This is a genomic window from Paenibacillus sp. A14 (assembly GCF_036864815.1).
Lineage (GTDB): Bacteria > Bacillota > Bacilli > Paenibacillales > Paenibacillaceae > Fontibacillus > Fontibacillus sanfengchensis.
The window spans coordinates 1-12,046 of the sequence record NZ_JBAGJD010000019.1 but is presented as its reverse complement, the minus strand read 5'-3'; the positions used below and the strand labels follow the sequence as shown (position 1 = coordinate 12,046).

Sequence of the window (12,046 nt, the reverse complement as noted above, 5' to 3'; positions counted from 1 at the left end):
TAAAAAAGCGTTTGGTCAGAACGTACGAATGAGGGTGAAATCAATGAAACAGTTGATGATTCACTGCGGTCCTGATTCCACCCAGATGGCGCTGCTGGAAGAGGATAAGCTGGTGGAATATGCAGCTGAGCGTTCTCAAAAAAGAGGACTCATTGGCAGTTTTTTTAAAGGCAAAGTGATGAATGTAGTTCCGGGAATGCAAGCGGCTTTTATCGACATCGGGCAAAAGAAAAACGCATTTCTTTATATTGATGATTTGCTGCATCCTCACTTGGAAAAGCAACCCAAGACAAAACCACCGATCACGGATTTGGTTCGTCCGGGACAGGAACTTATCGTCCAGGTCGTCAAAGAGGCGATCGGCAACAAGGGAGCGAGGGTGACGACGCACTACTCGCTGCCGGGACGTTGGCTCGTATACATGCCGTCGGCCGGTTACGTGGCGGTATCGAAGAAGATCGGCCGGGAAGAGGAGCGCAACCGCCTGAAAGAAATCGGCGAGGCGCTTCGCCGCTCCGAGGAAGGGCTTATCCTCCGGACCATAGCGGAACATGCCGGGGGGCAGGAGGTGCTTGAAGACCTAACCCAGCTTCGGAAGCAGTGGGAAGCGATTCTTGGGAAAGGGGAGCAGGCTCCCGCACCTTCCGAACTGCATCATGACCTCAGCATGGTGCAGCGGCTGTTGCGGGACGTATACAGTCCGGAAACGGACGAGCTTATCATGGATTGCGCCGAGCAGGCGGGGGAAACTTCCGCCTTTTTGGCCGGAATGCTGCAGGGGAAGAAGCCGAACATCCGGTTGTATCAAGGCGATGTCCCGATGTTTCAGCATTATGGTATTCGGCAGCAATTGGACAAGGATTTTCAACGCAAAATTTGGTTGCCGGGAGGCGGTTATCTCATCTGGGATATAACCGAAGCTTTGACGGTCATCGACGTCAATACGGGGAAATTTACCGGGGGTGATAATCTGGAGGATACCGTCTTCAAGACGAATCTGGAGGCGGCCCGGGAAATTGCCCGATTGGTCCGGCTCCGGGATACCGGAGGGATCATCATCGTCGACTTCATTGATATGAGCCATGAAAACCATCGCTCCACCGTGTTGGACATGCTGGAGAACTCGATGACCGGGGACCGTACGCAGCATCATATTTTAGGCTGGACCAAACTGGGCTTGTTGGAAATGACGAGGAAACGGATAAGGGAACAGTCGCAATTTCCATGTGATCATTGATTTTTTAGGTAACCCGTGATAGTATATTAGGGTATGTGTTATAAGTTGGTCTTGTACACATGCTGCAACCGCTCCGATCGGGTTTGGAAGTCCGCTTGTCTTCAGCGACGGCGGCACCTGAATCAGGCGAGTCTGAGACATGAGGAGGTGCAAGCAAATGTACGCAATTATCGAAACCGGCGGTAAACAATACCGTGTTCAAGAGGGCGATGTTCTTTACATCGAGAAATTGAACGCTGAGGATGGCGCTAGCGTGACGTTCGACCGCGTGTTGGCAGTATCGAAAGGCGAAGGTTTGGTAACGGGAGCTCCATTGGTATCCGGCGCGAGTGTAACGGCGAAAGTCGAGAAACACGGCAAAGGCCAAAAAGTCATCGTTTACAAATACAAGCCGAAAAAGAACTACCACAAGAAGCAAGGTCATCGTCAACCTTACACAAAAGTGACCATCGAGAAAATCCAAGCGTAAGAAGGTGCGATAGGTGATTATCGTCTCCATTCTGCGCGACGGGGATAACGACATTGCTGGTTTTGAAGTATCCGGTCATGCGGGTTATGCCAAACCGGGACAGGACATTGTGTGCGCCGGTGTTTCCGCCGTTACCGTTGGTACGGTGAATTCCATTGAGGCGCTGACGGGAACCGTAATGGAAGCCGAGATGAAGAACGGCTTTCTGAATGCAAAGCTTCCCGGTGAAGTTCGTCCGGATATGGCACAGCAAGTACAACTGCTGCTCTCATCCATGGTCGTTATGCTGCGGAGTATCGAAGGCTCATACGGAAAGTATATTCAAATAAAAGACGTGATTACTTGAAGAAGGAGGTAGATGGACAATGTTGAAATTGGATCTTCAGTTGTTCGCTTCGAAGAAGGGCGTAGGTTCCACGAAGAACGGACGCGACAGCATCGCGAAACGCCTGGGCGTTAAACGTGCTGACGGCCAAACGGTTACCGGCGGAAGCATTCTCGTTCGCCAACGCGGCACGAAAATTCATCCGGGTACCAACGTGGGAATCGGTAAAGACGACACGCTGTTTGCCAAAGTGGACGGCGTCGTGAAATTCGAACGTTGGGGTCGCGACCGTAAAAAAGTGAGCGTCTACCCAGTGGAAACCGCTCCTGTAGCGGCTGCGGTAGAAGCTTAAGAGCTTTGCTGACTAGCGAGGTATAGAAGCCCTTGGCATATGGATGCCAGGGGCTTTTTTATTCGGATGTATGCAAGAAAAGTATATATTGATGTGCAGTTTTTCTGACAAGGTTTATGATATACTGGGTATTGATGTCAGGGTGGAAGGCACACCCAATCTGTTTAGAGGAACGGGGAAACGCATGAAACATCGGCTAATGGCGCCGGCTTTGGTTGCCGCGCTATCCATTGCTTGTCTGATTCTTATGTATTATCTCCACTCACCGGCGGCTTATTTACTTCTTAGTGCTTGTCTGCTCGGCATTTTTTACGGGTATGTAAGGTATATAAACAAGAAGGCGGAAACCGAGCGCAAGCAGTTGCTCGAATCCGTGCAAAGAACAGCGACGGCGACGCTGGGACATCATCGTCATGATTGGATGAACGATCTGCAAATTTTGTATGGTTATATTCAGTTGGGCAAGTATGATAAACTGGCCGGATGTGTGGACAGAATAAAAGAACGGATGGTTGCGGACAGCAAAATCTCCAAATTAGGGGTTCCTTCGCTTGTGTTCTTCCTCCATTCGTTCCGCGAGCTGAACAGGTCGGTGCAGCTTGAGGTTTCCATCGCGGACGATTTGCAGCTTGGCGATCTGCTCACCGTTGAAGACGCCGAGGAATTTACGGAAGCGATCATCGAGACCATCCGGGCCTATCAGTTTAGCGGGCGGTCTTCCTGGGGAGAGGTGTTGCAGTTGAAACTGTCCCTGTGCCGGGAGGGCGGCGAAGTGCTTGCGGTTTTTGAAAGGGACGGCGGCTCCGCGGATAATGTGGAAATTTTGAAACGGCATCTGGATTTGTGGAACTCCGGAAAAAGAGTGCTGGCCGAGCAGGTCGATCCCAAGCTGATCTGTTTAAGGCTGAGAGTGTCTTGCGCAAACTAGAATGAGGTGAAGGCATGTTTGTAGATAAAGCGAAAATATATGTTAGAGGCGGCGATGGCGGCGACGGCCTCGTCGCGTTCCGGAGAGAGAAGTATGTGCCTGAGGGAGGACCGGCGGGCGGCGACGGCGGCAAGGGAGGAGACGTCATTTTCCGCGTGGACGAGGGGCTGCGGACTTTGATGGACTTCCGCTATCAGCGGCATTTCAAGGCCCAGCGCGGAGAGAAAGGGCGCAACAAGAGCCAGCATGGGGCCAATGCCGAGAATATGATCGTCCGAATTCCTCCGGGAACGGTCATCATTGACGACGATACGCAGGAAGTGCTGGCGGACTTGACCCGGCACGGACAGCAGATCGTTGTCGCCCGCGGCGGGCGCGGCGGGCGCGGCAATATCCGTTTCGCTACGCCGAACAATCCCGCTCCCGAACTGGCCGAGCACGGGGAGGAAGGCGAAGAGCGCTGGATCGTGCTGGAGCTGAAGGTGATGGCCGATGTGGGGCTTGTCGGTTTTCCCAGCGTCGGGAAATCCACGTTGCTTTCCGTGGTGTCGGCAGCCAAGCCGAAAATCGGCGCCTATCACTTCACAACCATTACACCGAACCTCGGAGTAGTGGACGTCGGCGAGGGGCGCAGCTTTGTCATGGCCGACCTGCCGGGACTGATCGAGGGTGCGCATGAAGGCATCGGCTTGGGCCATGAGTTTTTGCGGCATGTGGAACGAACGCGGCTAATTATCCATGTCGTGGATATGGCCGGTTCGGAAGGGCGTGATCCGTTCGAGGATTGGCTGAAGATCAACGATGAACTGAAATTGTACAATGCCGATCTGGAGAACCGTCCGCAAATCGTGGCCGCCAACAAAATGGACATGCCGGAAGCGGAAGAAAATCTGGAGCGGTTTAGAGAGCAAATCCAGGAAATTCGTCCGGATCTGGAAATCCTGCCGATCTCCTCATTGACCCGTAAAGGGGTCCAGGAGCTCATGTACAAGGCAGCCGATATGCTGGATCAAATTCCGGAAGCGCCGGCCATTGAAGAGGTAACCGAGCTAGCGGAAAGAAAGATTTACAAGCTCGAAAAAACCGACGACAACAGCTTTACGATCCGCAGAGAGAACGAAACCTTCATCGTCGAAAGTCCGAAGATCGAGCGGATGATGAAGCGGATGCAGTTGAATACCCATGACGCGATTCTCAAGCTGGCCCGCACTTTACGCCATATGGGCGTCGACGAGGAGCTCCGCAACCGCGGTGCCAAGGATGGAACTTTGGTTCGCATCGGGGATTTTGAATTCGAGTTCGTCGAAGGAAGCAGCTACTACTATTAAACCTTTTATATAAACGGATATGCTGAACTAAACGAAACGGGTACCGCCCTTCAAAGGGACGTTGTATCCGTTTCTGTATATTCTGGCGTCGCCCGACAAGGAGGTAATAAATGGGCAATTACGCGTACATAAAAATCCGCGCTGGTATTTCACAAATAAGGATTGCCTCTGACCGGTGATTTCGATATAATGTCCACTATACGTAAACAAGAGTCTCTAAGGAGAGGACGTTTGTGAAAGAACGCTATTATTTGGTCCGTGAGGATATTTTGCCCGAGGCGATCATCAAAACGCTGCAGGTGAAGCAACTGTTGGCGGTCGGGGATGCGAAGACGGTCCATGAAGCGGTGGCACAGGTAGGGCTGAGCCGCAGCGCTTTTTACAAATACAAAGATGGGATTCATTTGCTGAATCAGATCGAACGCGAGAGCATCGTTACGGTCTCTTTTGATCTGGAGCATCGCTCGGGGATTTTATCCAAAGTTCTTGCCCAGATCGCCGGGGCCGGCGGGAACTTGCTCACGATTAATCAGAGTATTCCTCTGCAGGGCAGAGCGAATGTGGTCATTTCCGTGGAGACCTCCCGGATGACCGAGGATTTGGATACGATGATGGAAATGCTCCAAAGCATTCCGGGTGTCAAAAAGACGCAAATCGTCGGCCAAGGGTAATGGCAACAAAACAAACCCGGCGAAAGAATTAAGTTCATGCCGGACAATATGATGAAGCAGGAGGGGACATATCGTGAAACCCGTTAAAGTAGGTCTTCTTGGATTAGGTACGGTCGGTACTGGGGTGGTCCGTATTGTGGAGGGGCACCAGGAGGATTTGAGCAGCCAGGTCGGTTCCCCGATCGTAATCGAGAAGGTAGCTGTCAAGAGTTTGGACAAAAAGCGGAATATTGAAATCGACCGCGGCAAGTTGACGGAGGATCCATGGGAGGTCATTCGCGATCCCGAGATCGATGTCATCGTCGAGGTCATGGGTGGGGTTACAAGCACGAAAGAGTACATTCTTGAAGCGCTGGACCGCGGCAAACATATCGTAACCGCCAATAAGGACCTGATGGCGCTCTACGGATCGGAAATTTTGGCCAAAGCCATGGAGAAGCAATGCGATGTATTCTACGAAGCCAGCGTCGCCGGAGGTATCCCGATTATCCGGACGCTGATCGAAGGCTTTTCCTCGGATCGAATCATGAAAATTATGGGGATCGTCAACGGTACGACAAATTATATTTTGTCCAAAATGAGTGAGGAAGGCGCTTCATATGATGATGTTCTTCAAGAAGCCCAGGCTCTTGGTTATGCGGAAGCGGACCCGACCTCCGATGTGGAGGGGCTGGACGCCGCACGCAAAATGGCGATACTCGGTACGCTCGGCTTCCGGACCAATGTGGAGCTGCAGGATGTACAAGTCCGCGGAATTTCGTCGGTGAGCAAGGAAGATATTCTTTACGCGAAGCGGCTGGGGTATGAAATGAAGCTGCTCGGTATCGCAGACCGCCAGGATGACGAATTCAGCATCAGCGTTCAGCCGACGATGGTCAAGAAGAGCCATCCGATCGCCGCGGTGAACGGTGTTTATAATGCGGTGTACGTCTACGGTGAGGCGGTTGGCGAAACGATGTTCTATGGAGCCGGTGCGGGCGAAATGCCGACGGCCACTTCGGTGGTAGCCGACCTGGTGGCCGTTGTGAAGAACTTGAAGCTTGGCGTGAATGGACTCAAGGCCATCGTACCTTACAAACCCAAAAAGCTGAAGAGCGACGAGCAAATCATGTTCAAAAATTTCCTCTTGCTTCAGGTTGCGGACAAAGCGGGGGTCCTCGCGCAAATTACCCAAGCGTTCGCGGAATACGAAGTGAGCCTGGAATCGGTTGTTCAATCCCCTAACGCGGACACGCCGGACGCCGAGATTATGATCGTTACCCACAATGCCAGCAAAGCAAGCATGGATCAGGTACTGCAGCATTTTGAAACTCTGGAAGTGATACGCCGGGTTAAAAGCGTATACCGGGTGGAAGGGTAACGGCAGAGGAAAAACTAGACCGCAATTCCAAATGATAAAGGAGCTTCGCATTCATGAATGCCTTAATAGCACGAAATATATACAAGGAATATAGTCGAGGTTGGTTATGATCCGGCAGGAAGGGGTGCGGGTCAAGGTGCCGGCCAGCACCGCGAATCTCGGGCCGGGCTTTGACACGCTCGGCATGGCGCTGAATCTTTATGCCTGGCTGGAAATCAAACCGGCGTCTTCTACGGTTTTTCATTTGTATGGCGACAATTTGAACGGATTGCCCAAGGACAAAAGCAACTTGATCTACAAGGTCGCCCAGTCCGTGTTTGCAACGGCGGGCATTTCCGTGCCGGAGTTGGAAATTTCGATGTACTCGGACATCCCGCTGACGCGCGGACTTGGCAGCAGCGCTTCGGCGATCGTCGGCGCGCTCTATGCCGCCAATCTGCTGATCGGCTCGCCGCTGACGCGCGAACAACTTTTCGACATGGCCACCGCTTTGGAGCATCATCCCGACAATGTAGGCGCCTCTTTGTACGGCGGGTTTATTACGGCCGTTTGGGACGGGATGCACGCCACCGCCCTGCGGATTGAGCCGCCGGAGGAGCTGGAGGTGCTCGTCGCCATTCCCGATTTTCAGCTTTCCACTACCGCGGCAAGAGAAGCGCTGCCGAAGCAAGTCAGCATGAGCGACGCGGTTTATAATGTCAGCCGTGCCTCGTTGCTTACCGGTGCTTTGGCTGCCGGAAGATTGGATCTGTTCGCGGAAGCGATGCGCGATCGCCTGCACCAGCCATACCGGGCGGCTCTTGTTCCCGGGATGGCCCGAATTCTGGATGAGGCCCCCCGGTACGGGGCCCTGGGAGCGGCGCTAAGCGGCGCGGGGCCCACCATCCTGGCATTAACGGACCGTAATAATCAGCGCGGGGAGGAACTAAAGGATTTCCTGCTCCGCGTCCTTGATAGCGAGGGGATTTCCGCCAAAACACTTTGGTTAAAACCTTGCACGCATGGAGCCGCCGAGATTACTATGGAAAAAGAACGTTCAATACTGGACATTATTAAAGGGGAAGTAAAAGCATGAAACGAATCGCTTTGCTGCCGGAGGGCTCGGTTTCTCATGAGGCGGTGCTTCATTTGTTCGGTGATGAGCCTGTGGAACTGCACCATTATAAACAGATCTCGGATGTGTTTTTAGCGACGGCAAATGGAAAAACCCAGTACAGCGTTATCCCCATCGAGAATACGATCGAAGGCTCCGTAACCTTGCATATGGATTGGCTCGTCCATGAGGTGGATATCCCGATGCAAGTCGAATGGGTCTATCCCTCCATTCAAAATTTGATCGGAAGAAGGGATGAATTCCAATCAGAAGGGGTTTTGGATTTTTCCAAAGTGAATAAGGTCCTTTCACACCCGGTCGCGATGGCTCAATGCATGCAGTTTATCCGTTCGCGCATGCCGCATGCGGAGCTGGAGCATGTGGGCAGTACTTCCGAAGCGGTGGAGATCGTAAGCCGGCATCCGGGGGCGGGTTGGGCCGCCGTCGGAACCACTTTGGGGGCCAAACGGCATCATTTGGACATTCTGGCGGATCGGGTTACCGACCATAACAATAACTATACGCGTTTTGTTCTGATCGGACCTGAGCGCCTGCCAGTCGGCTCAAGCCGATTCGAGCAAAAAACCAGCATTCTCGTTACCCTGCCGGAAGATTTTCCGGGCGCGCTTCACCAGGTGCTGTCGGCATTTGCCTGGCGCAAACTGAACTTGTCGCGGATTGAATCGCGGCCAACCAAGAAACGGTTGGGAAGTTACTATTTTTATATGGATGTACTCGCTCCAATGGACTCGGTGCTGCTTCCTTCGGCGATCGGGGAAATTGAGGCGTTGGGATGTCAGGTGCGTATTCTGGGCAGCTATCCAAGTTACACCTATGAAGGACTAAAATCGGAGGTGCAGTAATCATGGCAGAACAATGGATTTATTTAGACGGACAATTCGTGACAAAGGAAAATGCAAAAGTCTCTGTATACGACCACGGTTTTTTGTATGGTGACGGGATTTTTGAAGGAATTCGCATCTACAACGGCAATATTTTTAAATGTAAGGAACATCTCGACCGGCTCTATGACTCGGCCAAATCGATCATGCTGAATATTCCGCTTACCTATCAGGAGATGGAAGAGGCCCTCGTCGAAACCCTGAAGCGGAATGAACTTCGCGATGGTTACATCCGGTTGGTGGTTTCGCGCGGACCGGGCAACTTGGGACTGGACCCGAACCGCTGCCCGAAGGCATCGGTCATCATTATCGTAGAGCAGTTGGCGATTTATTCGGAGGAAGCTTACAAAACCGGCTTGAAGACCGTTTCCGTATCTACGAGACGAAATGTTCCGGATGCGCTCAATCCGAAGATCAAGTCGCTTAACTACCTGAACAATATACTGGTGAAGATCCAATCCAATCTTTCGGGCGCGGGCGAAGCGATTATGCTGAACGCTCAAGGGTATGTTACCGAGGGCTCCGGGGATAATATATTTATCATCAAGAACGGTGTCATCACAACGCCGCCTTGCTATCTCGGAGCACTGGACGGCATTACCCGCCAGGCGATCATCGCCATTTGCCATCAAAAAGGCTACAAAATCAAGGAGGAGCCTTTTACGCTGCATGATGTTTATGTCGCTGATGAGGTGTTCCTGACGGGGACTGCGGCTGAAGTCATCGCCGTTCGGGAAGTCGACGGCCGTGTGATCGGCGAAGGCCATGCCGGACCGATTACCTTGGCATTGCTGGAGGAGTTCCGCAGCATCGTCGATAAAGACGGCGTTAAAGTTTGGTAAGCCGCTGAAATTAGGAAGATCCTACTCTATCTCGGAAGAGACGGGTAGGATTTTTTTATTTTCCCGAGAGTCAAAAAACTGGGCTTCTGCATAGGATGTATTAATTGGGCCCCGGGGCGGGAGATTCACGTACCGGAGAAGAAATTTAGGAGGTCTTTAGCGCGTGAAAATTCACATTGTCAAAAAGGGAGACACTTTATTTGAACTATCCAAGAAATATAATGTGCCCCTTCAAAAGTTGATTGAAGCCAATCCGCAAATCGTTAATCCGGAACAATTGAATCTGGGCGATAAGGTGAAAATTCCGGCGGCTGCGGTCCCGGTCGAAGGGGAGGGCTTCAATGTATACAAACATGTGGTGAAGTCGGGTGATAGTTTGTGGAAGCTCGCGAAAGCCTGGGGAATGTCCCTGCAAACTTTAATCGGGGCTAACCCTCAACTCAGTGACCCTAACGAATTAAAAGTAGGGGAAGTTATCAACATTCCCTCAGGCGCACCTCATTCGCCTTCGTCGTCAAGCCAGGAAAATTCGAATAAACCGCCTGTCGTTTCGGGGGCCGCCGGTAAGAAAAACACGGCTCCCATGACGGAAGCCAAGAAAGAAGTGAAGCTGGAGAAGGTTGAAAAAGTGGAGAAGGCGGAGAAAGCGGAAGAATTGAAGCAGGTTCCCGCTCCCGCTCCTGCTCCAAACGTAGCGCCCATTCCGGCTCAGGAACCCGTACCTTCAGCCCTCTCTGAACCGATGCCGGCTCCGGTAAATGTGGAACCGCCCAAGCCGCCTGCACCGTTGCCGACACCCGTACAAGTGGAGATTGGCGTAGAACATATCTCTTATGAACCAATCTTTTATGAGAATATTAACATTCAGCCCGTACATTCCGAAGAGCCGCCATGTCCGCCAAAGCCCGAATACCCCATCTTACCGTCCCCGTATAATTATCAGCTGGAGCAGCCGACATTTGTAGCACCGACTCAAGCTTATCCGGTCTCGCCTTGCGGTTGCCATGGGTCCGTACCGAAATATGAAAATGAGAACTTGTTTCATCAGTACCCCGTAGAAGCGGAAAAAGTCTTTAGTTACGACTATCCTCAATCGCTGGATCATTTGATGCCTTCCCAACATGCGTACAGCGGGGAATATCCTGGAATCTCCAACGCACCGATGTATATGGCACCCGATAATATCGGGCCGGAGACCGGAGGTTATCCTATGGACTCTTATATGGAGAAGCCATGTGATAATATGCATCACAGCCATGAACCGGCTTGGCAGCAGCCTTGGACGGGATATCAAGCGCCGGCAAATATGCCGTTAACCCACGAAGCGTATGGAGGGGTTCAATCTTACGGTTGGCCGACTCCGTATATCCCATCGCCTTGCTGCGGTCCTCAAACGTTCTATCACCAAGCGCATTACCAGCCTGGAGAAAACTATCCTCATACGATGCCTATGTCGAATCCACACTATCCTGTATCCCCCTATGGAATTCCTGAAATGCCGGGAATGCAGGGAATGCCGGGAATGCCGGGAATGCCGGGAATGCAAGGAATGCCGGGAACGCAGGGAATGCAGGGAATGCAGGGAATGCAGGGAATGCCGGGAATGCAGGGAATGCAGGGAATGCAGGGAATGCCGGGAATGCAGGGAATGCCGGGAACGCAGGGAATGCAGGGAATGCAGGGAATGCAGGGAATGCAAGAAATGCCGGGTATGTATGGTATGGCTGATATGTATGGTATGCCGGAGATGCCTAATCAGCCTAACGTTCCCGTGGCACCTCTGGGAGGGTTTGGAGCATCAGTGCCTGGTTACTTTGAACGGGATGCGGAGGCTGATTCGGATGCCGCGACGGATGAGGCTTTGAAAGCCAATGCGACCACAAGCCAGGCAGATGTTTCTTCCCAAGCGGCGAAAACCCGAACAAGGGAAAAATCCAATGCCAAAAAAGATGCCAGGATATCGGGAAGAACGCTGGCCGGGAAAACGAATAAAAGAAAAGGCGGATCTTCCTCTGATTCTATCAAAAAGAAATCGAATTCAGAGGTTCGGGATGCAAGATCCGAGCTGCGCAACCCTTGGATTAACGGATAAGCAGATAGATGATGCGAAGGAAAAGCGGAGGTAACCCCTCCGCTATATTTTCTATTTTGTCTCCTCATAATGCTTGGATGGACAATATTCCATTAAATACTAGAGCTTAATTGCTTGAGCCTGTTGCTGTTTTATGTTATATTAATTATCCCGATGAGCGGACAAGCTTGTCGGCCGGAAAGCCGCTTTTCGAAACCTGATTTTTTCTCAAAAAAAAGTGCTTGCTTTCTATGAAACAGTATGATATATTATTTAAGTCGCCGCTGAAACACAGCGATGACGAAAGAAACGAAGTTGATCTTTGAAAACTGAACAACGAGTGGGTATTAAATGAGAAGTAAAATTCTCGTCAGATTCAAAATGAGCTATCAGCTTATTCAATGAGTTTCAACTTTATTGGAGAGTTTGATCCTGGCTCAGGACGAACGCTGGCGGCGTGCCTAATAC

The 12,046-nt window shown here is 51.7% G+C and carries 12 protein-coding genes and 1 other annotated feature; all 12 genes read left to right on the top strand.

Annotated features, from left to right (window positions below; genetic code table 11):
- The first annotated feature begins 43 nt into the window (after nucleotides 1-43).
- The 12 genes from V4U88_RS25525 to V4U88_RS25470 all read left to right on the top strand — a co-directional run bounded on the left by V4U88_RS25525 (nucleotide 44) and on the right by V4U88_RS25470 (nucleotide 11,599).
- A complete protein-coding gene (locus V4U88_RS25525) occupies nucleotides 44-1,237 on the top strand; it encodes an Rne/Rng family ribonuclease (RefSeq protein ID WP_334076012.1) in 1,194 nt (397 codons plus the stop codon).
- 56 nt (nucleotides 1,238-1,293) lie between these two features.
- Nucleotides 1,294-1,381 (top strand) — a sequence feature (ribosomal protein L21 leader region).
- A gap of 13 nt (nucleotides 1,382-1,394) precedes the next feature.
- The gene (rplU, locus tag V4U88_RS25520) at nucleotides 1,395-1,706 is read left to right on the top strand and encodes a 50S ribosomal protein L21 (RefSeq protein ID WP_059040908.1); all 312 of its coding nucleotides are present in this window, start codon (nucleotides 1,395-1,397) and stop codon (nucleotides 1,704-1,706) included.
- Nucleotides 1,707-1,719: 13 nt separating this feature from the next.
- A complete protein-coding gene (locus tag V4U88_RS25515) occupies nucleotides 1,720-2,052 on the top strand; it encodes a ribosomal-processing cysteine protease Prp (protein WP_334076011.1) in 333 nt (110 codons plus the stop codon).
- 19 nt (nucleotides 2,053-2,071) lie between these two features.
- Complete coding sequence (gene rpmA, locus V4U88_RS25510; protein ID WP_044481732.1) at nucleotides 2,072-2,383, top strand: 50S ribosomal protein L27; 312 nt, start codon at nucleotides 2,072-2,074, stop codon at nucleotides 2,381-2,383.
- Nucleotides 2,384-2,567: 184 nt separating this feature from the next.
- The gene (locus V4U88_RS25505; protein ID WP_334076010.1) at nucleotides 2,568-3,311 is read left to right on the top strand and encodes a Spo0B domain-containing protein; all 744 of its coding nucleotides are present in this window, start codon (nucleotides 2,568-2,570) and stop codon (nucleotides 3,309-3,311) included.
- Between the two features lie 14 nt (nucleotides 3,312-3,325).
- On the top strand, nucleotides 3,326-4,639 hold the full coding sequence (gene obgE, locus V4U88_RS25500; RefSeq protein ID WP_334076009.1) for a GTPase ObgE: 1,314 nt from the start codon (nucleotides 3,326-3,328) through the stop codon (nucleotides 4,637-4,639).
- Between the two features lie 233 nt (nucleotides 4,640-4,872).
- Nucleotides 4,873-5,310 carry an ACT domain-containing protein gene (locus tag V4U88_RS25495; protein ID WP_334076008.1) on the top strand — a complete coding sequence of 146 codons (438 nt, stop codon included), beginning with the start codon at nucleotides 4,873-4,875 and terminating at the stop codon, nucleotides 5,308-5,310.
- Nucleotides 5,311-5,383: 73 nt separating this feature from the next.
- Nucleotides 5,384-6,670, top strand: coding sequence for a homoserine dehydrogenase (locus tag V4U88_RS25490; RefSeq protein WP_334076007.1), 1,287 nt, complete (start codon nucleotides 5,384-5,386; stop codon nucleotides 6,668-6,670).
- A gap of 106 nt (nucleotides 6,671-6,776) precedes the next feature.
- Nucleotides 6,777-7,745: a homoserine kinase gene (thrB, locus tag V4U88_RS25485; RefSeq protein WP_334076006.1), complete on the top strand. Its 969-nt coding sequence runs from the start codon at nucleotides 6,777-6,779 to the stop codon at nucleotides 7,743-7,745.
- Nucleotides 7,742-8,626, top strand: coding sequence for a prephenate dehydratase (gene pheA, locus V4U88_RS25480; RefSeq protein ID WP_334076005.1), 885 nt, complete (start codon nucleotides 7,742-7,744; stop codon nucleotides 8,624-8,626). The genes thrB and pheA overlap by 4 nt, the downstream gene beginning before the upstream one ends.
- Nucleotides 8,627-8,628: 2 nt before the next feature.
- Nucleotides 8,629-9,507 (top strand): branched-chain-amino-acid transaminase, encoded by an 879-nt coding sequence (gene ilvE, locus V4U88_RS25475; RefSeq protein ID WP_334076004.1) that lies wholly within the window; start codon nucleotides 8,629-8,631, stop codon nucleotides 9,505-9,507.
- Between the two features lie 163 nt (nucleotides 9,508-9,670).
- Nucleotides 9,671-11,599, top strand: coding sequence for a LysM peptidoglycan-binding domain-containing protein (locus tag V4U88_RS25470; protein WP_334076003.1), 1,929 nt, complete (start codon nucleotides 9,671-9,673; stop codon nucleotides 11,597-11,599).
- The last annotated feature ends 447 nt before the right edge of the window (nucleotides 11,600-12,046 follow it).